This is a genomic window from Streptomyces sp. H27-H1 (assembly GCF_026627445.1).
Taxonomy (GTDB): Bacteria; Actinomycetota; Actinomycetes; order Streptomycetales; family Streptomycetaceae; genus Streptomyces.
Genome location: NZ_JAPNLJ010000009.1, coordinates 11,755 through 36,040, shown reverse-complemented (window position 1 = coordinate 36,040; position 24,286 = coordinate 11,755). Strand labels below are relative to the sequence as shown.

21 protein-coding genes and 2 pseudogenes are annotated in these 24,286 nt (G+C 70.9%); 8 read left to right on the top strand and 15 right to left on the bottom strand.

Annotated features, from left to right (window positions below; genetic code table 11):
• Nucleotides 1-144: 144 nt before the first annotated feature.
• The 7 genes from topA to bldG all read right to left on the bottom strand — a co-directional run bounded on the left by topA (nucleotide 145) and on the right by bldG (nucleotide 10,356).
• A complete protein-coding gene (gene topA, locus OTB20_RS12135) occupies nucleotides 145-2,964 on the bottom strand; it encodes a type I DNA topoisomerase (protein WP_267817214.1) in 2,820 nt (939 codons plus the stop codon).
• Between the two features lie 498 nt (nucleotides 2,965-3,462).
• The gene (locus OTB20_RS12130) at nucleotides 3,463-3,660 is read right to left on the bottom strand and encodes a hypothetical protein (protein ID WP_267817213.1); all 198 of its coding nucleotides are present in this window, start codon (nucleotides 3,658-3,660) and stop codon (nucleotides 3,463-3,465) included.
• A gap of 183 nt (nucleotides 3,661-3,843) precedes the next feature.
• The gene (locus OTB20_RS12125; protein ID WP_267817212.1) at nucleotides 3,844-5,403 is read right to left on the bottom strand and encodes a DUF7059 domain-containing protein; all 1,560 of its coding nucleotides are present in this window, start codon (nucleotides 5,401-5,403) and stop codon (nucleotides 3,844-3,846) included.
• A gap of 265 nt (nucleotides 5,404-5,668) precedes the next feature.
• Nucleotides 5,669-6,235, bottom strand: a complete 567-nt coding sequence (locus tag OTB20_RS12120; RefSeq protein WP_267751853.1) for a small secreted protein — start codon at nucleotides 6,233-6,235, stop codon at nucleotides 5,669-5,671.
• Between the two features lie 153 nt (nucleotides 6,236-6,388).
• The gene (locus tag OTB20_RS12115) at nucleotides 6,389-8,800 is read right to left on the bottom strand and encodes a sodium-translocating pyrophosphatase (RefSeq protein WP_267817211.1); all 2,412 of its coding nucleotides are present in this window, start codon (nucleotides 8,798-8,800) and stop codon (nucleotides 6,389-6,391) included.
• A gap of 672 nt (nucleotides 8,801-9,472) precedes the next feature.
• The gene (locus OTB20_RS12110) at nucleotides 9,473-9,913 is read right to left on the bottom strand and encodes an ATP-binding protein (RefSeq protein WP_267817210.1); all 441 of its coding nucleotides are present in this window, start codon (nucleotides 9,911-9,913) and stop codon (nucleotides 9,473-9,475) included.
• 101 nt (nucleotides 9,914-10,014) lie between these two features.
• Entirely contained in the window at nucleotides 10,015-10,356 is a 342-nt protein-coding gene (gene bldG / locus OTB20_RS12105) for an anti-sigma factor antagonist BldG (protein WP_267751850.1), read from the bottom strand.
• 81 nt (nucleotides 10,357-10,437) lie between these two features.
• On the opposite strand from bldG, the gene OTB20_RS12100 reads away from it, so the two are divergent.
• Nucleotides 10,438-12,912 carry a DEAD/DEAH box helicase gene (locus OTB20_RS12100; protein WP_267817208.1) on the top strand — a complete coding sequence of 825 codons (2,475 nt, stop codon included), beginning with the start codon at nucleotides 10,438-10,440 and terminating at the stop codon, nucleotides 12,910-12,912.
• A 230-nt stretch (nucleotides 12,913-13,142) separates the two neighbouring features.
• Here the strand turns inward: OTB20_RS12100 and OTB20_RS12095 are convergent, their stop codons facing one another.
• The 6 genes and pseudogenes from OTB20_RS12095 to OTB20_RS12070 all read right to left on the bottom strand — a co-directional run.
• The gene (locus OTB20_RS12095) at nucleotides 13,143-13,448 is read right to left on the bottom strand and encodes an Rv3654c family TadE-like protein (RefSeq protein ID WP_420716377.1); all 306 of its coding nucleotides are present in this window, start codon (nucleotides 13,446-13,448) and stop codon (nucleotides 13,143-13,145) included.
• Nucleotides 13,449-13,501: 53 nt separating this feature from the next.
• Complete coding sequence (locus OTB20_RS12090; protein WP_267817205.1) at nucleotides 13,502-13,855, bottom strand: TadE family type IV pilus minor pilin; 354 nt, start codon at nucleotides 13,853-13,855, stop codon at nucleotides 13,502-13,504.
• Entirely contained in the window at nucleotides 13,842-14,039 is a 198-nt protein-coding gene (locus tag OTB20_RS12085; RefSeq protein WP_267751846.1) for a DUF4244 domain-containing protein, read from the bottom strand. The genes OTB20_RS12090 and OTB20_RS12085 overlap by 14 nt, the downstream gene beginning before the upstream one ends.
• 120 nt (nucleotides 14,040-14,159) lie before the next feature.
• Nucleotides 14,160-14,936, bottom strand: coding sequence for a type II secretion system F family protein (locus tag OTB20_RS12080; protein WP_267817203.1), 777 nt, complete (start codon nucleotides 14,934-14,936; stop codon nucleotides 14,160-14,162).
• On the bottom strand, nucleotides 14,936-15,820 hold the full coding sequence (locus OTB20_RS12075) for a type II secretion system F family protein (RefSeq protein WP_267817201.1): 885 nt from the start codon (nucleotides 15,818-15,820) through the stop codon (nucleotides 14,936-14,938). Before OTB20_RS12075 ends, OTB20_RS12080 begins: the two co-directional genes overlap by 1 nt.
• Nucleotides 15,817-16,383, bottom strand: a pseudogene (locus OTB20_RS12070) (ATPase, T2SS/T4P/T4SS family); the annotation flags it as partial. The pseudogene OTB20_RS12070 and the gene OTB20_RS12075, both read right to left, overlap by 4 nt.
• 37 nt (nucleotides 16,384-16,420) lie before the next feature.
• Between OTB20_RS12070 and OTB20_RS12065 the strand changes: the two are divergent.
• A complete protein-coding gene (locus tag OTB20_RS12065; RefSeq protein ID WP_267817199.1) occupies nucleotides 16,421-17,920 on the top strand; it encodes a recombinase family protein in 1,500 nt (499 codons plus the stop codon).
• On the opposite strand, the gene OTB20_RS12060 is transcribed toward OTB20_RS12065, so the two are convergent.
• Nucleotides 17,917-18,591, bottom strand: a complete 675-nt coding sequence (locus OTB20_RS12060) for a helix-turn-helix domain-containing protein (protein WP_267817197.1) — start codon at nucleotides 18,589-18,591, stop codon at nucleotides 17,917-17,919. The genes OTB20_RS12065 and OTB20_RS12060 overlap by 4 nt on opposite strands.
• 89 nt (nucleotides 18,592-18,680) lie before the next feature.
• Complete coding sequence (locus tag OTB20_RS12055; RefSeq protein ID WP_267817196.1) at nucleotides 18,681-19,457, bottom strand: helix-turn-helix domain-containing protein; 777 nt, start codon at nucleotides 19,455-19,457, stop codon at nucleotides 18,681-18,683.
• Between the two features lie 118 nt (nucleotides 19,458-19,575).
• On the opposite strand from OTB20_RS12055, the pseudogene OTB20_RS12050 reads away from it, so the two are divergent.
• From OTB20_RS12050 to OTB20_RS12025, 6 genes and pseudogenes are all read left to right on the top strand, one after another.
• Nucleotides 19,576-19,767: pseudogene (locus OTB20_RS12050) on the top strand (helix-turn-helix domain-containing protein); the annotation flags it as partial.
• 119 nt (nucleotides 19,768-19,886) lie between these two features.
• The gene (locus tag OTB20_RS12045; RefSeq protein ID WP_267817194.1) at nucleotides 19,887-20,534 is read left to right on the top strand and encodes a DUF6907 domain-containing protein; all 648 of its coding nucleotides are present in this window, start codon (nucleotides 19,887-19,889) and stop codon (nucleotides 20,532-20,534) included.
• Nucleotides 20,531-20,998, top strand: coding sequence for a hypothetical protein (locus OTB20_RS12040; RefSeq protein WP_267817192.1), 468 nt, complete (start codon nucleotides 20,531-20,533; stop codon nucleotides 20,996-20,998). The genes OTB20_RS12045 and OTB20_RS12040 overlap by 4 nt, the downstream gene beginning before the upstream one ends.
• Nucleotides 20,995-21,192 (top strand): hypothetical protein, encoded by a 198-nt coding sequence (locus OTB20_RS12035; RefSeq protein WP_267817191.1) that lies wholly within the window; start codon nucleotides 20,995-20,997, stop codon nucleotides 21,190-21,192. Before OTB20_RS12040 ends, OTB20_RS12035 begins: the two co-directional genes overlap by 4 nt.
• Nucleotides 21,189-21,422, top strand: a complete 234-nt coding sequence (locus OTB20_RS12030) for a hypothetical protein (RefSeq protein WP_267817190.1) — start codon at nucleotides 21,189-21,191, stop codon at nucleotides 21,420-21,422. Before OTB20_RS12035 ends, OTB20_RS12030 begins: the two co-directional genes overlap by 4 nt.
• The gene (locus tag OTB20_RS12025; RefSeq protein ID WP_267817188.1) at nucleotides 21,419-24,097 is read left to right on the top strand and encodes a bifunctional DNA primase/polymerase; all 2,679 of its coding nucleotides are present in this window, start codon (nucleotides 21,419-21,421) and stop codon (nucleotides 24,095-24,097) included. The genes OTB20_RS12030 and OTB20_RS12025 overlap by 4 nt, the downstream gene beginning before the upstream one ends.
• Nucleotides 24,098-24,286 lie beyond the last annotated feature (189 nt).

Genomic DNA, 24,286 nt, shown 5'->3' with positions numbered 1-24,286 from the left:
CCCGGCAGGCACCGGTCCACCCCGGAAGCCACCCCCGGGCCCCGCGCCCCGCTCCTCAGACGCCGGACGGCTGGAATCGGGCTCAACACGACGGCAGGGTCCGTGCGTATCGCACGGGCCCTGCCGTTTACTGCCGCGCGTCGGCTACTCGGCCGCCGGGGCGGCCTCCGTCTTCTTCGCCGTCGTCTTCTTGGCCGTGGTCTTCTTCACCGCGGCCGTCGTCTTCTTGGCCGCGGTCGTCTTCTTGGCGGCAGCGGTCTTCGTCGCCGTCGCCTTCTTCGCCGGGGCCTTCTTCGCGGGAGCCTTCTTGGCCGTCTTCTTGACCGGGCCCTTCGCGCGCTTCTCCGCGAGCAGCTCGTAGCCCCGCTCCGGGGTGATCGTCTCGACGTCGTCGTCCCGCCGCAGCGTCGCGTTCGTCTCGCCGTCCGTCACGTACGGACCGAACCGGCCGTCCTTGACGACCACCGGCTTCTCGCTCACCGGGTCCGTGCCCAGTTCCTTCAGCGGCGGCTTCGCGGCGGCGCGCCCCCGCTGCTTGGGCTGCGCGTAGATCGCGAGCGCCTGCTCCAGGGTGATCGAGAACAGCTGGTCCTCGGTCTCCAGGGACCGCGAGTCCGTGCCCTTCTTCAGGTACGGGCCGTAGCGGCCGTTCTGCGAGGTGATCTCCACACCCTCCGCGTCCTCGCCCACGACCCGGGGAAGGGACATCAGGCGCAGGGCGTCCTCGAGGGTGACGGTGTCCAGGCTCATCGACGCGAACAGCGAGGCCGTCCGCGGCTTCACCGCGTTCTTGCCGGTCTTCGGCGTGCCCTCGGGGAGGATCTCCGTCACGTACGGCCCGTAGCGACCGTCCTTCGCGACGATTTCGTTCCCGCTGACCGGATCCTTGCCCAGCTCGAATTCGCCGCTCGGCTTCGCGAAGAGCTCCTCCGCGTACTCGACCGTGAGCTCGTCCGGGGCCATCTCCTCCGGGACGTCCGCCCGCTGGTGGCCCTCGGTGTCCTTCTCCCCGCGCTCCACGTACGGCCCGTAGCGGCCGACGCGCAGCACGATGCCCTCGCCGACGGGGAAGGAGGAGATCTCCCGGGCGTCGATCGCGCCCAGGTCGGTCACCAGCTCCTTCAGACCGCCCAGCGCGTCACCGTCGGCCGGAACGACCTCGGTCGCGTCCTCGGCGCCGAAGTAGAACCGCTTCAGCCACGGCACGGACTGGGCCTCGCCCCGCGCGATGCGGTCGAGGTCGTCCTCCATCTTTGCGGTGAAGTCGTAGTCGACGAGCCGCCCGAAGTGCGTCTCCAGCAGGTTGACCACGGCGAACGACAGGAAGGACGGCACGAGGGCCGTGCCCTTCTTGAAGACGTACCCGCGGTCCAGGATCGTGCCGATGATCGACGCGTACGTGGACGGGCGGCCGATCTCCCGCTCTTCCAGCTCCTTGACCAGCGAGGCCTCGGTGAAGCGGGCCGGCGGCTTGGTCGAGTGGCCGTCGACCGTGACGTCGTCGGCCGACAGCGCGTCGCCCTCGGCGACCTGCGGGAGACGCTTCTCGCGGTCGTCGAGCTCCGCGTTCGGGTCGTCGGCGCCCTCCACGTAGGCCTTCATGAAGCCGTGGAAGGTGATCGTCTTGCCGGATGCCGAGAACTCGGCGTCCCGGCCGTCCGAGGAACGGCCGCCGATCTTCACGGTCACCGAGTTGCCGACCGCGTCCTTCATCTGGGAGGCGACGGTCCGCTTCCAGATGAGCTCGTACAGGCGGAACTGGTCGCCGGTCAGACCGGTCTCGGCCGGGGTGCGGAAACGATCGCCCGAAGGGCGGATCGCCTCGTGCGCCTCCTGCGCGTTCTTGACCTTGCCCGCGTAGACGCGCGGCTTCTCCGGCAGGTACTCGGCCCCGTAGAGCTGCGTGACCTGCGCACGGGCCGCCTTGATGGCGGTCTCCGACAGCGTCGTGGAGTCGGTACGCATGTAGGTGATGAAGCCGTTCTCGTACAGCTTCTGCGCCACCTGCATCGTCGCCTTCGCGCCGAAGCCGAGCTTGCGCGAGGCCTCCTGCTGGAGCGTCGTCGTACGGAACGGGGCGTACGGGGAGCGGCGGTACGGCTTGGACTCGACCGACCTGACGGCGAACGAGGTCTGCTCCAGCGCGGCGGCCAGCGCCCGTGCGTTCGCCTCGTCGAGGTGCAGCACCTCGCTCTTGAGCTTGCCGGTCGAGCCGAAGTCGCGGCCCTGCGCGATGCGCTTGCCGTCCACCGTGTTCAGGCGGGCGACCAGCGTGGAGGGGTCGGAGGCGTCGCCGACGCGGCCGGTGGCGAAGGTGCCGGTCAGGTCCCAGTACTCGGCGGAGCGGAAGGCGATGCGCTCGCGTTCCTTCTCGACCACCATGCGGGTGGCCACCGACTGGACGCGGCCCGCCGACAGCTTCGGCATGACCTTCTTCCACAGGACCGGCGAGACCTCGTAGCCGTAGAGGCGGTCGAGGATGCGGCGGGTTTCCTGGGCGTCGACCATGCGCTGGTTGAGCTCGCGCGGGTTGGCGACGGCGTCGCGGATCGCGTCCTTGGTGATCTCGTGGAAGACCATCCGGTGGACCGGGACCTTGGGCTTGAGGACTTCCTGCAGGTGCCACGCGATGGCTTCGCCCTCGCGGTCCTCATCGGTGGCGAGGAAGAGTTCGTCGGACTCGGCCAGCAGCTCCTTGAGCTTCCTGACCTGGGCCTTCTTATCGGCGTTGACGACGTAGATCGGCGCGAAGTCGTGTTCGACGTCCACACCGAGGCGACGGACCTCGCCGGTGTACTTGTCGGGAACCTCGGCCGCGCCGCTGGGGAGGTCGCGGATGTGCCCGACGCTCGCCTCGACGACGTATCCGGGGCCGAGGTAGCCCTTGATCGTCTTCGCCTTGGCAGGGGACTCGACGATGACGAGTCGGCGGCCGCCCTTTGCGGTCTCGCTAGTCGGGGACAACTTGGCTCTTCTCTCCGGTCGGCACTCGGTCGCAGTACGGCGACGCTGCGGAGTGTGACGGTACAACCCGCCCCCGTGTCAAACGGCAGAAGCCCGCAACGGCCACTCGAACGGTAACCCGACAAGTGCCATTTCTGCCGCCCGGATGCCGCGGCAAGCCCTCCGCACTCACCGGGCAGAGTGGCCGAAGGGCCGTCTGGCCCCACCCCCGGACCCCTCCTCACGTCGGCGTTTACGGTCCTGCGCGCATCCGGAACGAGCGGGCGAAACCCGGCGCGCCGCCGGCGCCGGGGCGGTATCCGGCCCATTCGCCGACCGGGAGCGGCGCCCCCGCAGGACCGGAGCCGGCGCCACCACCGGGACGGCGCCATCGCCGGGACGGCGCCGCCGGAAGATCACCGCTGCGGCGTTGCGAACCCGGCCGGCGGACGCCCCGGCGTCACGAGCCGTGGCGCCACGCGCCGTGCTGCCACGAGCCCAGGCGCCACGCCCCGGGCGTCACAGCCCTCCGAGGCACCAGACCCCGAGGCCCAGCGACACCCCGCCGGCGAGCAGTGCCAGCGGTACGGCCACGACGGGGCGCACGCCCTCGGCCACCGGCGCGCCTCGTGGGGCGCGCGCCCCCGTCCAGGCCAGCAGAGCGGCCCCGAACAGCAGGAAAACGGCCGCCGCGAAGATCGCCGGACCGTTTTCCATGCCGTTCCCCACATCCCCTGGGCCGCTCCCGGGATCCCCCCGGATCCCGATGACCGGAGCATTCCAGCCGGGAGGAGACACCAGACGAACCCGGGGTTACATCCTGGGGCCGACGGGCCGACAAGCCGACTCCCCGGCCGCCCGACGGTGCCGGGGCGCGTCGGCGCACGGCCTGCCTCGGCCCTACTCCCCCGCCGCTCCCGATTCCACCACCGTCACCGTCACCGGCTCCAGGAACCCCTGCTCCACCAGCATCCGGATCGCCTCGGGCGTGCGGTCCCGCAGGACCACCGGGTCCTCCTCCACCAACTGGGCGATGGCGTCCAGAATCCGCCCCGCGCTCAGTGATCCGTCACACACCCCGGCGAAGCCGGCCCCGACCGTGTCGACCTTGGTGGCGCGCCGCATGCCCCGGTTCTGCCGGAGCACGACGTGTTCCGGATCCTCCGCGCCGGGCGCCCCGACCTGCTCCTGCACGACCTCCTCGGTCAGCTGGAAGTAGCCCGCGAGCAGGGCCGCGTCATCGTGGTCGCGCAGGTAGTCCTGTCGCGCGAAGTGGGCGACTACGGCCTCCCCGAGCGGCTGCTCCACCGAGTGCGGCCACTCCTCGACCACGATCGAGGGCTCGGCCGCGTCGCTGCGCCGCAGCGTGATCCAGCCGAAGCCGACCGCCTTGGTCCTGCTGACTTCGAACTCGTCCAGCCAGTCCTCGTACAGCCGTTCGTACTCGGCGGGGTCGGCGCGGTGGTCGCCCGCGTCGCGCAGCCACAGCTCCGCGTACTGCGTCACGTCCTGTACGTCACGCTGCACGATCCAGGCATCGCAGCCGCGCGGCACCCAGGCCCGTACCCGGTCGTGCCAGTCCTCGCCGTCCACGTGCTGCCAGTTGCCCAGGAACTGCGCGTATCCGCCCTGGTTGAGCCGGGCCCCGGCCTCCTGGACCAGGGTCCGGCACAGGTCGTCGCCGTCCATCCCGCCGTCCCGGTACGTCAGCCGGGCCCCGGGTGAGATCACGAAGGGCGGATTCGACACGATCAGGTCGTACGTGGCCTCGCCGACCGGCTCGAACAGCGACCCGGTGAGCAGCTCGGCCTCCGGGGCCCCCGACAACGCCAGCGTCAACCGGGTGAATTCCAGGGCCCGGGGGTTGACGTCGGTCGCTGTGACCCGGGTGGCGTGCTGGGCGGCGTGCAGCGCCTGGATCCCGGATCCGGCGCCGACGTCGAGGGCTGAACCGACCGGTGTGCGCACGGTGATCCCGGCCAGGGTGGTGGAGGCGCCGCCCACTCCGAGGACCACGCCCTCCTCACGGCTGCCGATGCCGCCGGCCCCGCCGACGGCGCAGCCGAGGTCGGAGACGATGAACCAGTCCTCGCCGTCCGGACCTCCGTACGGGCGTACGTCCACGGTGGCGTGCACCTCATCGCCCTCGCGCCGCAGCCAGCCGTCGGCCAGCGCCGTGTCCACGGGCAGGGCGGCCGCGGCGTGCACGTACGGCACCGGCTGCCGCAGCAGGAACAGCCGGGTCAGGCCGGCGAGCGGCCCGTCGCCATGGTTGCGCGTGGCGCGCAGGGCGGGGACCGTCTCGCTGCGGGCCAGCGCGGCGTACGCCGGGGCGCCGAGCAGGTCGAGCAGTCCGTCGGCGGTGAAGCCCGCGGCGAGCAGCGCGGCGCGGAGCTCGGCCGCGCGGGCCGACGAGGGGAGGCGGGCGGGCAGACCGGAGGGAAGGCTGGTGGTACTCACCCGCCCATTGTGGCCGCTGCCGCCGTCATTGCCCGCGCCCCACGGCCTTCGGCGTGGGCGCCCGTCGCCCCCCGCGAGCTCCCGCCCGGGCGTCGCACCCCGGGGCCGGGCCCCGGCCGGGCGCAGTTCCGTACGGCGTGCACGGTCGTCGGGGCCGTCGCGCCCGTGGCCCGCCGCGCCTCCGGCACACGCCGGAGCGGCCGGGGTCCCGAAGGATCCCGGCCGCCCGGTTCGTGCTGCGCCGCCCGCAAGGCGGCGGTGCGCGCTAGGAGTTCGCCGGTGACGGAGTCGTCACCTGGCAGCCCTTCTGCCCGTTCATCGCCTTGTCCAGACCGCCCGACTTGAGCTGGTCGAGCGCTTCCTTGCCGCCCTTGGTGGCTTCCTCGAGGCCGCTCGCCACGTCCTTGAGGCCCTCGGCGAACTTGCCCTGGTCCTTCGCGTCGAGGGCGTCCATCTTCGTCTTCAGCGTGGCGTAACCCTGCGCCGTCGACTCGAAGCCCATGACCGCGGCGGCCTGGGTCTTCTCGCCGTCCTTGACCGGCGGAACACCCGCGCCCGTGAGGGCCGTACCCATCGCCTTGTACGACTCGGACATGGTCCCGAAGGCCGCCGAATCGGTCGACTGGACCTCCTCGGGCTTGCTGCTCTCGGTCGCCACCCGCTTGATGTCGGAGTTGGCCTGCTCGATCTTCTTCAGCTCGGGCTGCCAGCTGTCGCAGACCTTCTTGGCCCAGGCGTCGGTCTTCTTGTCGCCGTCGTCCCCGCCGCAGCCGGACAGGACGAGCATCAGCACCGCAGCGCCCGATACCGCGGCCGCAAGCTTCTTGTTCACCGGATTGGTCCCTTCGAAGGCTCTCGGCCCGGAAGATACACGCCCACCCACGGGGAAACGCAAAGGCGGACGGACGGCGCGTCAGTCCGCGCCCCCCGTCCGCCTTTCGGGCGTACGGTCGAGTCGGGCCGAGTCAGGCCCGCGGTCCCCGTCTCAGGAGGAGACCGCCGCCGGGTCGCCGGGCTGCGCCACCCGCTCCGCGGTGGCGCCCTCGTCCGCCTCGTCGTCGCCCACGGTGATGCCGCGGCGCTTGGAGACGTACACCGCGCCGACGATGACGCCGATGGCGAGGATCGCGACGATCGCACGCACCGTCGCGCTGGCGTCCGCCCCGTAGCTGAACTGCACGATCGCCGGAGCGATCAGCAGGGCCACCAGGTTCATGACCTTGAGCAGCGGGTTGATGGCGGGACCCGCGGTGTCCTTGAAGGGGTCGCCGACCGTGTCGCCGATGACGACCGCCTCGTGGGCGGCACTGCCCTTGCCGCCGTGGTGCCCGTCCTCGACGAGCTTCTTCGCGTTGTCCCACGCACCACCGGAGTTGGCGAGGAACACCGCCATCAGGGTGCCGGTGCCGATGGCGCCGGCCAGGAAGGATCCCAGCGCGCCGACCCCGAGCGAGAACCCGACCGCGATCGGGGTGAGGACGGCGAGCAGCCCGGGCGTGGCGAGTTCGCGCAGCGCGTCCTTGGTGCAGATGTCCACGACGCGCCCGTACTCGGGCTTCTCGGTGTAGTCCATGATCCCGGGGTGCTCGCGGAACTGCCGTCGCACCTCGTAGACCACCGCGCCGGCCGACCGGGAGACGGCGTTGATGGCGAGGCCGGAGAACAGGAACACGACGGCCGCGCCCAGGATCAGCCCGACCAGGTTGTTGGGCTGCGCGATGTCCAGGCTGAGGTTCATCTCCCCGGCCTTGGCGCCGACGTCCTTGACCGCGTTCGCGATGGCGTCGTTGTACGAGCCGAAGAGCGCGGCCGCCGCGAGTACGGCGGTGGCGATCGCGATGCCCTTGGTGATGGCCTTGGTGGTGTTGCCCACCGCGTCCAGGTCGGTCAGCACCTGCGCGCCGGCGCCTTCGACGTCCCCGGACATCTCCGCGATGCCCTGGGCGTTGTCCGAGACCGGGCCGAAGGTGTCCATGGCGACGATGACGCCGACGGTGGTGAGCAGGCCGGTACCGGCCAGTGCCACGGCGAAGAGCGCCAGCATGATCGAGGTGCCGCCGAGCAGGAACGCCCCGTACACGCCGAGGCCGATGAGCAGCGCCGTGTAGACGGCGGACTCCAGGCCCACGGAGATCCCCGCGAGGATGACGGTGGCGGCGCCGGTGAGGGAGGACTTGCCGATGTCCCGGACGGGACGCCGGTTGGTCTCGGTGAAGTAGCCGGTGAGCTGCTGGATCAGGGCCGCGAGCACGATGCCGATGGCGACGGCGACCAGCGCCAGGATCCGCGGGTCACCGGAGTGCCCGGAGATCGCGGCGTCATCGACGCCGACGAGCTCCTTGTAGGTGCCCGGCAGGTACGCGTAGACGGCGATCGCGACGAGGACCAGCGAGATGGCGGCGGAGATGAAGAAACCGCGGTTGATGGCGGTCATTCCGCTGCGGTCGGTGCGTCGCGGGGAGACCGCGAAGATGCCGATCATCGCGGTGACGACCCCGATGGCGGGGACGATCAGCGGGAAGGCCAGGCCCAGGTCGCCGAAGGCGGCCTTGCCGAGGATGAGGGCCGCCACGAGGGTGACGGCGTACGACTCGAAGAGGTCGGCGGCCATTCCCGCACAGTCTCCGACGTTGTCGCCCACGTTGTCGGCGATGGTCGCGGCATTGCGCGGGTCGTCCTCCGGAATGCCCTGCTCGACCTTGCCGACCAGGTCGGCGCCGACGTCGGCGGCCTTGGTGAAGATGCCGCCTCCGACACGCATGAACATCGCGATGAGCGCGGCGCCGAGTCCGAAGCCCTCAAGGACCTTGGGGGCGTCGGCGGCGTAGACGAGCACGACGCAGGAAGCGCCGAGCAGGCCGAGGCCGACGGTGAACATGCCCACCACGCCGCCGGTGCGGAACGCGATCCGCATGGCCTTGTGAGAGACCTCGGTCAGGTCCTTGGCGGGCTCGCCCTCGGCGGGCGTGGCCTCGCGCGCCGCAGCGGCGACACGGACGTTGGCACGGACTGCGAGGCGCATGCCGAAGTAGCCGGTGGCGGCCGAGAAGAGGGCGCCGACGAGGAAGAAGGCGGAACGTCCGGCCCGCTGCGTCCAGTCGTCGGCGGGGAGCAGGAACAGCAGGAAGAACACGACCACGGCGAAGACGGCGAGCGTGCGCAGCTGCCGGCCGAGGTAGGCGTTGGCGCCTTCCTGGACCGCGGCGGCGATCTCCTTCATCGAGTCGGTTCCCTCGTCGGCGGCGAGGACCTGGCGGACCAGGATCTGCGCGACGACGAGCGCGGCCACGGCCACGGCCGCGATGACGATCACGATGAGCCGATTGTCATCCGTGAGTACTGCTGATGCCAGGTCAGTGGTGCGACCGGGCGCGATAGGGGTGAAGAGCCCCGTCATTCGTCCTCCTTGACGCGATGAGCTCAAGATGTGGACGGATTGTAGGGAGCGCGACCCGATCAAAACAGTGCGCAGGAAACGGAATTGGCCTGCACTTGCTCCTCACCAATAGATCCGGTCACTCCATTACCCCCGAAAGTAGTAACGGGGCAAAGGCATTGACGCCTGACCGCCGATCCGGAAAACCCACGGAAAATGATCACGGAATCGATCTACGGGCATACGAAAGGCCCTGCTCGGCAGGGCCTTGAATAAGATCAGAAGATACGTCGGCACCCGCGCGGCGGAACATCACCGGGGCACACGCACTCGGCACTTCCACGCCTTACCGGCACCCGCCCGGTCCCCCGTCGCCAGGCGGGCCGGCTCCGAGAACCGACAGCGACGGAGACCGACCGGGAGCACACGGCCCGGCCGGACACCATCGGAAGTCGCCCACGGGACGCGCTGGACCCACCCGGGCGAACCCCAAGGACTACCGACGACCCGCAGGGCGATCCGAGAGCCCACCGGGCGATTCCGAGGGCCCGCAGGGCAGCACGAAGCCCCGCCCGGCGGCATAGCCACCCGGCGGACACGAACGGCCGGGCTGTCGGACGGCTGGGCGGACTGAAGGCCGGGGCGGCCGGGCGGCCGGGCAGACGGCCGGAGCCGCCCGCTACCGCTCTACGACTATGGCAGTTCGGAAATCCCGGACACGGGCCAGCTCATCCGGATGGTCCCGCCGCTCTCCCCGCTGATGACCTCGACGTCGTCGACCAGGCCGCTGATCACGGCCAGGCCCATCTCGTCCTCGCCCTCGATGTCGGGGTCCAGGACGGCGTCGATTCCGGGCACGGCGACAGCCGGACCACCGGCCGGTCCGGGTACTTCGTCGCTGACCTCGATGGAGAAGACTTTCTCCTCATCGGTCAGCACCACCCGGACGGGCGCGGTCAGCCCGTTGCTGTGATGTAGTCCGACGGCGCGCGAACAGGCCTCGCCCACGGCGAGGCGGACCTCGTCGAGGACGGCTTCCTCCACACCGGCCCGGCGCGCCACGGCGGCCGCGACCAGGCGGGCCGTCCGGACGTGTTCGGGCTGGGCGCTGAAGCGCAGTTCAACGGTGGCCATGCGCGTCCCCCTCGGACTACGGGCGTGCCTTACAGGGGCCCGGACCGCGTGTGGCCCGGTACCCCCCGCTCCATCTTCGGCCGTTTCGCCGCCGAGCGCCGTCAGTCGGTGGCGCTGACTGCGTCTTCCACCGACGTGTGGATCGGAAACACCTTGGTCAGACCGGTGATTCGGAAGATCTTCAGGATGCGCTCCTGGTTGCACACCAGACGCAGCGAGCCCTCGTGCGCGCGGACGCGCTTGAGGCCTCCCACGAGCACACCAAGCCCGGTGGAGTCGAGGAAGTCCACTCGCTCCATGTCGACAACCAAGTGGTAGCTGCCGTCGTTCACCAACTCGACCAACTGCTCGCGCAGCTTGGGCGCGGTATACACATCAATCTCGCCACCGACCTCCACGACCGTACGGTCGCCGACAGTGCGAGTCGACAGGGACAGGTCCACGGATCCTCCAGCACCTTGCTATCGAGCGGCGCCCCCCAGGGGCCTCCCTACCCGGAGGTAGGAGAGGGATTGGCTGCCGCGATGGCATTCAATCACTTACCGGCAGGCGCGCACGACGCCTTCGGTCCATTGTCCCGCACGCCGGTGACACACTCGGTTCCAATGGCCAACACTCACCGTCCCGGTCCGCCCACGGCACCCGAGGACGTCAGACCCACCCCCGGCACGGTCCTGGACCGGCTGTCACGGGGGTCTTCCCGAGCTGCGCGCATCACCCATACGGAGCACTTGCCCCCTCGGGAGGGTCGTCATGCGGTCTGGCCCGATCGCATCCGAACTGATGTCGTGGCCGCGATTGCGGCAGCCGGGATCGACCATCCGTGGGAGCACCAGGCCAGGGTCGCCGAGCACGCCCTCGACGGGGAGTCCGTGGTCGTCGCCACGGGCACGGCCTCGGGCAAATCGCTGGCCTACCTCGCACCCGTGCTCTCCGCCCTCGCCAACGGGGCCGAGGCCCCCAACGGGCGCGGCACGACCGCCCTGTACCTGGCCCCGACCAAGGCCCTGGCCGCCGACCAGCGCCGCGCCGTACGGGAGCTGGCCGGCCCCCTCGGCAACGCCGTCCGGCCCGCCGTGTACGACGGCGACACCCCGTTCGAGGAGCGGGAATGGGTACGCCAGTACGCCAACTACGTCCTCACCAACCCCGACATGCTGCACCGCGGGATCCTCCCGGCCCACCCGCGCTGGGCCTCCTTCCTGCGGGCCCTGCGCTACGTCGTCATCGACGAGTGCCACACCTACCGGGGCGTCTTCGGCTCCCACGTGGCCCAGGTCCTGCGGCGGCTGCGCCGGCTGTGCGCCCGCTACGGCTCCGATCCCGTCTTCCTGCTGGCCTCCGCCACCGCGAGCGACCCGGCGACCGCGGCGTCCCGGCTGACGGGCCTGCCGGTGGTGGAGGTCGCCGACGACGCCTCCCCGCGCGGCGAGGTCGTCTTCGCCCTGTGGGAACCGCCCCTGACCGACCTCAAGGGCGAGCGGGGCGCACCCGTACGCCGTACGGCCACCGCCGAAACCGCCGATCTCCTCACCGACCTGGTCGTCCAGGGCGTCCGTACGGTCGCCTTCGTCCGCTCCCGGCGCGGCGCGGAGCTGATCGCGGTGATCGCCCAGGAGCGGCTGGCCGCCGTCGACCGCTCACTGCCCCGGCGGGTCGCGGCCTACCGCGGCGGCTACCTGCCCGAGGAGCGCCGTGCCCTGGAGCGGGCCCTGCACTCCGGCGACCTGCTCGGACTGGCCGCGACGACCGCCCTGGAACTGGGCGTGGACGTCTCCGGCCTCGACGCCGTCCTGATCACCGGCTACCCGGGCACCCGCGCCTCCCTGTGGCAGCAGGCCGGGCGGGCCGGGCGCTCGGGCCAGGGCGCGCTGGCCATCCTGGTCGCCCGCGACGACCCGCTGGACACCTACCTGGTCCACCACCCCGAGGCCCTCTTCCAGCAGCCGGTGGAGGCCACGGTCCTGGACCCCGACAATCCGTACGTCCTGGCCCCACACCTGTGCGCGGCGGCGGCCGAGCTGCCGCTGACGGAGCCGGACCTCGAGCTGTTCGGCCCCGCGGCGCGCGAGCTGCTCCCGCAGCTCGAGGCGGCGAAACTGCTGCGCCGCCGGGCCACGGCCTGGCACTGGACCCGCCGGGAACGGGCCTCGGACCTCACCGACATCCGGGGCGGCGGCGGCCGCCCGGTCCAGATCGTCGAGGCGTCCACGGGCCGGCTGCTGGGCACGGTCGACGAGGAGGCCTCCCACTCCGCCGTCCACGACGGGGCCGTCCACCTCCACCAGGGCCGTACGTACCTCGTGAAGCACCTGGACCTGGAGGACTCGGTCGCCCTGGTCGAGGAGGCCAACCCGCCGTTCTCCACCACGGCGCGCGATACGACCGCCATCTCCGTCCTGGAGACCGAGACGGAGATCGCCTGGGGCCGGGGCAGGCTCTGCTTCGGCTCCGTGGAGGTCACCCACCAGGTCGTCTCCTACCTGCGCCGCAAACTGATCACCGGCGAGGTCCTCGGCGAGGCCAAACTGGACCTGCCGCCCCGCACCCTGCGCACCCGGGCCGTGTGGTGGACGGTCACCGAGGACCAGCTCGACGAGGCGCGGATCAATCCGGAGATCCTCGGCGGCGCCCTGCACGCCGCCGAGCACGCCTCCATCGGCCTGCTCCCGCTCTTCGCCACCTGCGACCGCTGGGACATCGGCGGGGTCTCCGTCCCGCTGCATCCCGACACCCTCCTCCCGACGGTCTTCGTCTACGACGGCCACCCGGGCGGCGCCGGCTTCGCCGAGCGCGCCTTCCACACGGCCCGCGCCTGGCTCACCGCGACCCGTGACGCGATCGCCGCCTGCGAGTGCGAGGCCGGCTGCCCCTCCTGCATCCAGTCGCCCAAGTGCGGCAACGGCAACGACCCCCTGCACAAACGCGGCGCCATCCGCCTCCTCACCCACCTCCTCTCGGAATCCCCGCCGCCGCCCGCCCCACCGGCAGCCCCCTGAGCACCTCCCGACCGCCCGGACCGGGCAACCGGGCCCTGCTCGGCCGCCGGGACGGAATCCAGGTCCGCGGGCTCGCCACCGATTGGCTTGATTTCGCCCCTGTAGGCACCCGGGCCGCAGCAGCCGACTCGCATCACACCCCGCTTCCCGGCCCCGCCCGGACGGGCCGCCTGGTCACCCGCGGCCCGCGCGGCAGCGGATCCGGGGGACCCGGCCGTGCGGCGGCCCCCTCACCTGGGCTCCCCGGGCAGCGGCGGGCCCGCGCGGGAGCGCAGCTTCGGTCCGAAGGGGCCCGCCGGCGCGCGGGCCGTGACCTCCGCGACCTCACCCGTCACCACGCACTCGGTGATCAGCGCGCCCTGTGCCACCGCCACCCGTACCGCCGTGGCACAGGCCGCCTCCGGGCCGTGGGACCAGCTCGCCGCCGCCGCGAGGGCGGCCAGGTCGGCGGCCGCCGCGGCACGGTGCCGGGAGACCACCGCCTGCCCGAGCAGGAGCACCCCGCCGAACACCGCCACCAGTACGGTCGCCACCACGACCCCCCACACCGTGGCCGATCCCCGATCGCGCCCGTCCGAACGCGCCCCGGTCACGGCGGCGGCCCCACGGTGTCCTCGGCCAAGGCGGCCGCCAGAGCGGTGAGGCGGACCGGCAGGGCCGCCGGGCCCGGTGCGGGGGCCGAGACGCGGACCCGCCACAGGTCGCCCGTTCGCGAGAGCTCCACCCGCGCCCCGGGCGGGGCGGCGGCCTCGGCTGCCGCCACCACCGCGCCGGCCGGCTCCGACCGGGCCGCCGCCCGGGCGCCGGCCCGAGCGGCGTCGACACACCGGATCTGCGCAGCGGCCGCCATCAGCGCCCAGACCAGCAGCGCCGCGAACAGCACCAGCGCCGGAATCACCAAGGCCGCCTCCGCGGTGACATACCCCCGGTCAGAACGGCGCATCGAGTGCCTTCCCGATGGTCGACTGGAGAGCCGTCGAGACCACTTCACTCGTCACCACCTTGTACAGAACGGCCGCGAATGCACAGGCCGCGATAGTGCCCATGGCGTATTCGGATGTGGACATTCCCTCGTCGCCCCCGCGGCCCCTCAGTACCGCTCGTACGCGAAGCCAGATGATCGACATGACAACCTCCTGTTGATTCAGCTTTTTGACGTGATCTCAGATGGTCATTTCAGGTGGCCATTCGGATGGCCATTCAGGTGGGGCATCCACGCCGGCATCAGGCGGCCATCAGGCGGCCATTCACGTGCCGGAGAGGAGACCGGAGGCCATTCCGATCACCACCGGCGCCACCCCCAGCGCGAGGAAGGCGGGGAGGAAGCAGAGGCCGACCGGAGCGGTGACGAGGACCGCCGCCCGCTGCGCCCGGGCCTCGGCCCCGCGCACGCGGTCCGCCCGGAGTCTCGTCGCGAGCCGGGAGACCGGTTCCGCGGCGGGCGCCCCCGTACGCGCGGAGCGCTCCAGGCATTCGGCCAGCGCGCCGGCTCCCGGTATCTCCGCCAACCTCCCCCACGCCGCCCCCGGTTCTCCGCCGAGCCGCAGCTCCGCCCCGGCCATCGCCAGCCGCTCGCCCACCGGGCCGCCCAGCGACTCCCCCACCGCCTCGGCGGCGTCCACCGGCCCGGCTCCGGCCGCCAGACAGGCGGCCAACAGGTCGGCGGCGAACGGGAGCTGACGCTCGGCCTCCCCCAGGTCCGCCCCGGCCGCCGGCCGCCGCCGGGCGAGCCACTTGCGGACGGCGAAGCCCGCCGCGCAGCCGGCCAGCACGCCCGGGACGCCGCCGATCAGCACCCAGGCCGCCGCCAGCGCTCCGGCCGGCCCGGCCCACACCGCCACGGCCGCGCGCACCCGGGGCCCGGGCAGCGGTCGCCGCCGCTCGGCCTCCACCGCGAGCAGGCGCACGAGCCGGCGCCGGGCCGCCCGCTCCCGGATCCGCGCCGCCACCGCCGACGCCGCGCACAGCGCCCCCGCCGCGAGGCACAGGGCCATCCCCAGCCTGTGGATAGCGGAGCCGTCCATCACCGCTCCCCCACCCGTACGATCCGCCGGCACCACAGCAGCCCCAGCGCCTCCAGCACCGCGCCCGCCAGCAGGCAGCCCCACCCCACCGGCGTGTGCAGGAGCACCCGGAGCGGATCGGCCCCCAGCCCGGTACCGATCAGCAGGCCGACCCCCGGGAGCAGGGCGAGGACCGCCGTCGTCGATCTCGCCCCCGTCAGCTGGGCGCGCAGTGATTCCTCCCGGTCCCGCTCGGCCCGCAGGGCCCCCTCCAGCCGGTCCAGTCCGGCGGCCAGGCCCGCGCCGCCGTCCACCGAGACCCGCCAGCAGGCAGCCATCGCCGCCAGCCCTTCCGCGCCGGGCTCCCGCGCCGCCTGCCGCAGCGCCCCCGGCACGTCCCCGCCGAAGGCCGCCGCCGCCAGGACCCCCGCCTCCGCGGCTCCCGGCCCGCCGGGGCCCGACACCGTCCGGCGCATCGCCTCGGTCAGCGCCCGGCCGGGCTGCGCACCGGCGCGCAGCTCGCCCACCACCGCGCCGCACAGCGCCACGACTTCGGCGGCCCGCGCCGTCCGGGCCCGCGTCCGCTCCTTGGACCGCAGCCACCGGCGCACCAGGGGCACCGCGGCAGCCCCCGCGAGGAGCGGGATCACCGACCCGCCCAGCAGTGCGAACGCCAGCCCGGCCACGAGGCAGGCCCACTCCCGGCGGTGCGCGGCCCGGACCCGGACTCCGGCCACCAGCCGCTCCCAGGCCGCCGGCCCGGTCGGCACCGGTGACCCCGCCCCGGCCAGCACCGTCCTGGCCCGCCGGGACACCCGGTCGGCCCCGGCCAGCGCCCAGGCGGCCGCCCCGGCGCACAGCACCCCGGCGAACACCGGCAGCGGCACCACCGCCGCGGCGCTCACCGGGCACCTCCGAGCAGCGGCCTCAGCCGCTCCCAGCCCCGGTCCCGTACGAATCCCCGCGCGGCCCAGCGCAGGGCCGGCACGGTGACCACCAGCCCGGCGGGATCCCGCTCCAGGACGTGCACCTCGGCGACCCGGCGCCGGCCGTCCCGGTCCCGTACGAGGTGGATCACCAGGGTCAGGGCCGCCGCCAGCTGGCTGTGCAGGGCGGCCCGGTCGAGCCCGGCGGCCGTCCCGAGGGCCTCCAGCCGGGCCGGGACGTGAGCGGCGGCATTCGCATGAACCGTGCCGCACCCGCCTTCGTGGCCCGTGTTGAGGGCGGCCAGCAGGTCCGCGACCTCGGCGCCCCGGACCTCGCCGACGACGAGGCGGTCCGGCCTCATCCGCAGCGCCTGGCGAACCAGGTCGGCGAGGGTGACCAGACCCGCGCCCTCCTGGTTGGCCGGCCGGGTCTCCAGTCGCACCACGTGCGGATGGTCGGGGCGCAGCTCGGCCGAGTCCTCCGCGAGCACGATCCGCTCCCCGGGACCGACCAGTCCCAGCAGGGCGCTGAGCAATGTGGTCAGGACTAAGACGCCTCCGTGGTGCCAGACTTGGGCAATGAGGCCTACGAACTCCGATGTCACGCAGCGCATTCGCCGCAGCGTGATCTACGTCCGCATCTCCCAGGACCGAACGGGCGCGCACCTCGGCGTCGACCGCCAGCTCGAGGACTGCCGGGCCCTAGCCGAGCGTCACGGCTGGGAAGTCATGGAGGTCTACGTCGACAACGACGTATCCGCCTTCTCGGGCAAGCGCCGGCCCGACTATCGGCGCATGCTCGACGACCTCGAGCAGGGCATCGCAACGGTCGTGATCTCCTGGCACACCGATCGGCTGCACCGCTCCCCCACCGAGCTGGAGGAGTACATCGAGATCAGCCAGCGGCGCGGGGTCGACACCCACACCGTGCAGGCTGGTGACCTCGACCTGTCGACCTCGTCGGGACGGATGACTGCCCGCATCCACGGAGCGGTAGCCCGGCACGAGTCAGAGCACAAGGGAGAGCGAGTAGCCAGGGTTCGCCTACAGAAGGCCAGGGCTGGCGAATGGGGCGGGGGCATCAGGCCATTCGGGTGGGGTGTGCCCACGGGCGACACTCGCAAGAAGGTCAACAAGAGGACGGGCGAGGAGACCGAGGTGCCCGTGCTCGACATGGAGCAGCTCGTCCCCGAGGAGGCCGCCGCCATCGAGGTCGGCATCGACATGATCCTGTCGGGCGGGTCGATCAAAGCCTGGTGCCGATGGCTGGCCGACAAGGGGCTGACCACCAGCCGAGGGAACCCAGTCGGGCACGTCGAGGCCCGGGACATGCTGATGCGCGCGAGGAACGCCGGCATCGCCGTCTACAAGGGCGCAGAGATCGGCCCGGGGAACTGGGCCGCAATCATCCCCGAGGAGAAGCACAGGGCCGTCGTGGCCGTCCTCATGGACCCGAACCGGCGGACCACGCCCGGCGCTCAGCCCAAGTGGCTTGGATCCCTGCTGTACCGGTGCGGCCGCGGCGAGTGCACGCACACGGTGTACGTCACCCAGTCCGGGGGTCGCCGATACCCGAGCTACCGCTGCAAGACCGCACACGGTGGCGGCCGCCAGGCCGCGAAGGTCGACGAGTACGTCCAGGACACGGTCATCGCCCGACTGTCACGCCCAGACGCTGCGGATCTGCTGCTGCCCGGACCGTCCAATGTGAATGTCGCTGCCCTGCAGGTGGAGAGTGAGCAGATCAGCCGGCGCCTCAAGGACCTCGCCGGCATGTTCGGCGCCGGGCGGATCGAGATGGCGCAGTTCACCGAGGGCTCGGACGTCGCGCGTGCCCAGTTGGAGGGGGTCCAGCAGCAGATGGCCCGGGCCGCCGTGAAAGACCCGCTGGTGAAGCTCGTCGGAGCGAAGGACGTGGGCAAGGCCTGGCACGCGTTGCCGCTGGAGGAGAAGCGGGTAGTACTCCGCGAGCTCGTCACGGTGACGCTGACGCCGCCGCGTCTCGGCCCCATGCCCGACGGCAGTCGCTTCGACTACGACGCCGTCCAATTTGACTGGCTTCGGAAGCCTGGCTCCTAGCCTCTCCGATATTTCTCCTCGTTCTCCCGGGTGACGTCCCTATCGGACCGCCACTTCACCGTAGCGCGTCTCACAATCTGCTCGATCTGATCATCGGTGAGCCCCTGATCAAGCGCACCCTGGACGACATTACCGATATCGCGGATAGCCTCCTGCACATCCTCAGCCTGACCGATGTGCATTCGAATGGGCGGCAGCGAGTTCTCCGCCTTGAATCGCGCCTGCAACCCCGGCGGGGATTCAACGATCTCCCCGGGTTCCCCTTCGAGCACTTTCCACCACTCGCCCAGCGGACATTCACCAACGGCCCATGTCCAGGCGTCCCACACCTCCATGGCCAGATTAGGCAAGAGGCGGAGATAGGCGACACCGAGCTCTCCGATTTCGCAGAGCTCGTCGAGCTCGGGCTTCTCGCAGTCGATGTCCGGGGGCGGGGGGCCGAGGAGAAGTCGAGTCGGCGTGACCTCCAGCGCGACAGCCAGAGCCACAAGGTCATCGACGTCGATGCGCCGCTGCCCTTGTTCGATCTTCGTGATGCCAGAGGGCAGGATCGGGCGACCCAACGCGGCGAGCCGAGTCGAGAACTCCCGGACGGGGACGCGGCCTCGGAGCCGAGCCACTTCCTTGGCTACGCGCTTACCTACATCGCCAACCTTGGGCGTTGATTCCATGTTGGAAACGTTAGTTGGCGCTTGACGAACAAGCAACCCCCCGCCAAGCTGTTCCCAGAAGGCGCCCTAGCGTTCGCAAAATGGAACCACTAGTCACCGATCAGCAGCGCTTCCGGTCGAGGCCCGCTAGGCCAGACGATCACCCCGTCGTCCACGAACAGCTCCGCGAGCGGCACCGAATACAGCTGCCCACCTACACCCATTCGCACCTTCCCTGAGTCGAGAGCGAAGGTGACTTCGTCGACCATCCCCCATCGAGCTGCCTCATCCAGGATCTCCACGTCCGTTTTACCCAGCGCCCGATACCCGATGATGATCTCTCTCGCGTTTGGACCGAACTGCGGACGCCCCAGCTTTTTCGCTTCCGCCATGCCGGCCCGGAAGTCCTCCATCAAAAACTCATGCATCCACGAAACTCGCCGCTCCGCCACTAGGGAAGAGAGATCATCCTCCAGCCGTTGGAGCGCCGCGGGGTTGTCCCAGTAGGCGGAGAGCACCGTCTGCAGCTTCGAGAACAGATCGTTGCCTGCATCCATCTCGGCCTTCTTGGCGACGATCCATTCACGCAAAAACAACCTGATCAACGGATCGACCACCCCCTCGTCGACCGGCTCCAAGAGCTGTTCGATCGGCTTCCCGAAGACCTTGGCAAACGCCACCAACTCATCAACGGAGATCTTGCGCGGCGGTTCCCCGTTCTCAATGCGCCAGACAGCGGACTGACTCAGCGGACAGCCCGCAGCAGTCACCTGCCGAGCTAGCTCCGCCGTACTCCAGCCTCGCAGCTCCCGCTCCAGTTGGACATGAGCCGCGACGTTGGCCTCGCCAGCGAGCTGGCCTGGGCCCCTCTGGCGCTTAGCAGCCACGTCAACGCCTCCCAACGCTATTCATCATGAATCAGAGGCTAGACCGGATTGACTCACGCTGTCCACCGCTGCTCTACTGATGCATGTCGGATCACCGACCAATCCAGAAGGGATTGCCATGGAAAGCGCTGCCCGGACGCAGCCGCTCGAACGGTTCTTCACTACGGACGACGTCGCGGAGCGGTATCGCACCGTCGCCGGCACCGTCCGCTACTGGCGTCACATCGGCTTCGGCCCGCGAGGGACACGAGTCGGACGGCGCTACCTCTACCCGGAAGCGGAGATCCGCCGCTTCGATGCGGAGCTCATCGCCAAAGCGACTGCCGCAATGGGGGATAAAAACGGCGAAGCCGTCGGGGGTCCAGCCCCAACGGCTTCGAGCGAGCACCTCACTCAGACCGCCTAGCAGCAGAGAGAGCGAGCACCTCAATGACCATCATCGCAGACCAGCCACAAGCCACCAAGGTGGAGCCCGGTCAGCTGGGCGGGCCGATTCTGGCCACCGTCCGGCGGACCCTCGCCGCCGGCGGCATCGACCAGGCCGTCATCGACGAAGCGGTACAGGCCGTGGCCGCTGGCCAGGTCTACCAGGCCGCCACGGCCAGTGTGAAGGAGCAGGACGGACACGGCGTCCGCCCCTTCTTCGACTGCCTCGACCGCGTCATCGACCACATCGTCACCGGCACCCCCCTGACCGCCGCCCGCGAAGCCGCAGAAGCGCTGGCCACCCCCACCGTCCAGCCCGGCCACCACCCTTGGTGCGTGACCAGCGCTTGCACGCCGGAACGCTTCGACGACGGCGAAGTACTCACCGAACACCACGGTCCGCGGTACGAGGCCGACGTAACCGACGGCGCCGAGACCATCCAGCTTTGGGCCGAGCTCGGCAGCGACGAGAACTTCATCGACGGCCGCGCCCAGGTCTTCATGGCCGCGGGGAAGGCCGACGGGCTCGCCTTCCACTCCGACGAGCTCGGCAAGGTCATCAACGAGCTCGGCGAGTTCGTCGACGGCCTTCGCCACCTGCACCGCGTCATGGGCCAGGCCCGCGCGCCCAAGACGGAGGCCAGCGCATGAGCAGCACCATCACCGACCAGGGCCTCAGTCCAAAGGCCATCCGCGCCATGGCCAACATCACGAAGGCCATGGGAACGGTCGAGCCGGCCGTCGCGGAAGTCCTCGGCCGAGTCGGAGACATGGTCATGCAGAGCGGTGACCCGGACGCCGTATACGACTTCGTCCTCACTGCTCTCCAGCGCACGAAGGACGAACAGACCGCGACCCCCTGCGCCGCATACAGCTGGTGCGCGGAGACAGGCGAGCACCACGACCACACGGGCCACAGCATCTGGGCCACCTGCCCGGACGCCTACGGCCGCGAGGTGCTACCGGCCGGCCTGATCGAGTGGGGCGGCGGCGTCAAGGTCGGGCTCCTCGACCTCGACCTCACCCCCGCCGAGGCCCACGGCAAGGTCACCGAGCTCCGCGCCCACCTCGACAGCATCGAGGCGCTGATCAACCTGGCCGAGGCCGAGCGGTGACCGTCCAGCACGCCACCGTGTCGGCCGAGGCCACCCTCCTCGGCCGGCCGGTCCGGCACCCGGACCCCGAGCGCAACGCCGCCTACTGGGCGCGCATCGACGCCATCGTCGACACCGCCCCGCCCCTCACCAACATGCAGCGCATCCGACTGCGCGGCATCTTCCAGCAGGTCGATCGCCAGGAGGCGGCGTGACCGCCGCCACCGACACCGCGCTGGCCGGGAGCACCGCTCCCGGCCAGCCGGCCCGGGCCCTCACCGGCGGCCTCTTCATCGACATGGTCGGCATCCGAGCCCGCTACGAGTGCCTCCTCTGCCGCACCACCGAAGGCCCCGTCTTCGGAGAGGCAGACGTCATCGCCTTCAACGCCACCATCCGCACCGACCACCACGCCCGCTGCATCCCCCAGGAGCCCCGTTCGTGAGCGACACACAGACCCCAGACCTCCGGGCTTACGCCCGCGAGATGCACGACGCCGGCCTGTGTCTCCTCCCGATCAAGGCCGACGGAAGCAAGGCCCCGGACGTCCGCAGCTGGACCCCCTACAAGGTGAACCGCAGCACCCCCGCCGAACACGACGAATGGTTCAACGGACGGCGGCCGCGCGGCATCGCCGTCGTCTACGGCGCCGTCTCCGGCAACATCGAGCTGCTCGAGTTCGAGGGCCATGCCATCGCCGAAGGCGTCCTCGACGAGGTCACCGAGATCATGCAGGCCTCCGGCCTGGGCGAGGAGTGGAACAGTCTGCTGAACGGCTGGGCCTCCGAGTCGCCGTCCGGCGGCCGCCACTACCGCGTCCGCGTCGAGGGTGCGCCTGTGCCGCCCAACGCCAAGCTCGCGTCTCGCCTCGCCCGGGAGGACGAGTACACCGCCGAGGATCGGCAGAGGCTTGCGGAGAAGCCGAACATCAAGATCATTCAGGTGCAGATCGAGACCCGCGGTGAAGGCGGCTACGGCCTCGTCGAACCCTCCTGCGGCACCGTCCACGCCTCCGGCCGCCCGTACCTACGGCTGGCCGGCGGGCCCGCCACCATCCCTACCCTTGACGCGGACACCCTCTCAGCCATCCACGACGTCTGCCGGATGGCCGACAGCCTGCCCCGCGAGGAGAAGGCGAAGACCGCGCCGCGGCCACGCCGCGAGCTCCCCGCAGGCACCGTCCGCCCCGGCGAGGACTTCGAGAACAAGGTCGACTGGACCGAGATCATCGGCGACGAGTTCGACCCCGTCACCACCCGCGGCAACACCACCTACTGGCGGCGCAAGGGCAAGACGAAGGGCATCTCCGCGACCACCGGGCACGCCGCCGACCGGGACCGGCTGTACGTCTTCAGCACCTCCACCGCCTTCGAGGTTGAGGTCCCTTACGACAAGTTCGCGGCGTACACGCTGCTCAACTACGGCAGCACCAGCAGCGACAACTTCAAGCAGGCCGCCGCCGAGCTGCGGCGGCGAGGGTACGGCTCGGAGGCACCGCGGCGCCGGCTGAGTTCCGTACCGCAGCAAGGTGGGGCCTCGCTCAACAACGGGTCCTCAGCGCTGGCCCCGGCTGCAGCAGAGGAGCCGGAGCCCGACTTCGAGGCTGGGCCCGAACTCCACGTCGTACACCCCGCGCGGCCCGAGCTGGACATCACCAACGAGGCGGACGCCGTCGACGGCCTCCTCGCCATCATGGCCAGCGATCGCCTCCCTGACCTGTACAAGCGTTCGGGCGGCCCGTGCTGGGTCCATCAGGACGACAACGGCAATCCGCTCACGCAGCAGTTGGGAAACGACAACCTGCGCGCCTACCTCGCCGACCACGTCACCACCTACCAGGTCGTCACCGACCCGCTGACCGCCGGCACCAAGGAAGTCCGCGAGCTCCTCATGCCGAAGACCTGCGGCACCGTCCTTGGCCGGAAGGACTGGCCGCTCCCGCCGCTCCGAGGGATCGTCACGTCCCCCGTCATCCGTCTCGACGGAACCCTGCTCCAGGCCCCCGGCTACGACCCGGCCACCGGGCTGTACCTCCAACCGCGGGTCCCGCTGCGCCGGCTCCAGCCGCACGTCTCCGACGCCAGCCTCGAAAAGGCCAAGGAGATCATCTTCGGTCAGATGCTGGCCGACTTCCCCTGGGCCCAGCCGTCCGACCGGGCGCACTTCATCGGCGCCCTGCTGACCCCGATCCTGCGCCCGTACTTCCACGGACCGACCCCGATGTTCATCGTCTCCGCCACCGCCCCCGGCAGCGGCAAGAGCCTCTTGAAGGACATTTTCAAAGCCTGCTTCGGCATCAGCGAGACCGCGTGGCCGGAGAACGACACCGAGCTGCGGAAGAGCATCACCACGCAGCTGTACACCACCGGCCAGCCGGTCGTTGTCCTCGACAACCTGCCGAACGGCCACATCATCAAGTCCCCCGTCCTGTCCAGTCTCCTGACCGCCGAGCACTGGGGCGACCGCGTCCTCGGCTCCACCGCCTCCGTCACCATGCCGAACAACCGGCTGTGGATCGTCACGGGCAACGGGCTGCGGACCGGCGGCGACAACGGACGCCGAGCCATGTGGGTACGCCTCGATCCCAACTGCCCCGACCCGGACCAGCGCGACGGCTTCCGCGTCGGCGACCTCCGGCCGTGGCTCCGGGCCAATGCCTCCACCGTCGTTGCCGCACTCGTCACCATGGTCCGCTCCTGGGTCGCCGCTGGCGCCCCAACGATCCGCACCCGCAAGGGCGACTACTCGGAGTGGGCCACGATCGTCGCCGGCCTCCTCGGCTACCTCGACGTACCGGGATGGATGAGCGACCGCGATGACGCGATCCAGCAGGATGACGAGACCCAGGAGTGGGCGGCGTTCCTAATCGCGTGGAGCGAAAAGCTCGACGACAACGTGGTCACGGCCGGGATTGCCCTCACCAGCCTGTCCGAGTATGTCCCCCGGTACGCCAAGACCGGCGAGGCACCCACGGCGAAAGTCCTGGGTAACTGGCTGAAGGCCCGGGACGGCAGGTACTTCGGAGACCGCAAGATCAAGCTGATCTACGACTCCCACCGCTGCCAGAACACGTACCGCGTCGACATCCACGGGCGCGCGACTCAGCAGGCCCTGCAGTGACCGCCGAGGCGACCCCAGCAGGAACTGCAGGGACCTGGCAGGGACCTTTGCAGGGACCTGGGCGGGTCCCTGCACAGGTCCCGACCTGGGGACTTGCAGGGACGCAGGGAGCTGCCGGGACAGGCCCCTACCTCCCCTATAGCGCGCGCCACACATTCACATCACGCAACACGCATCACAACACATGCG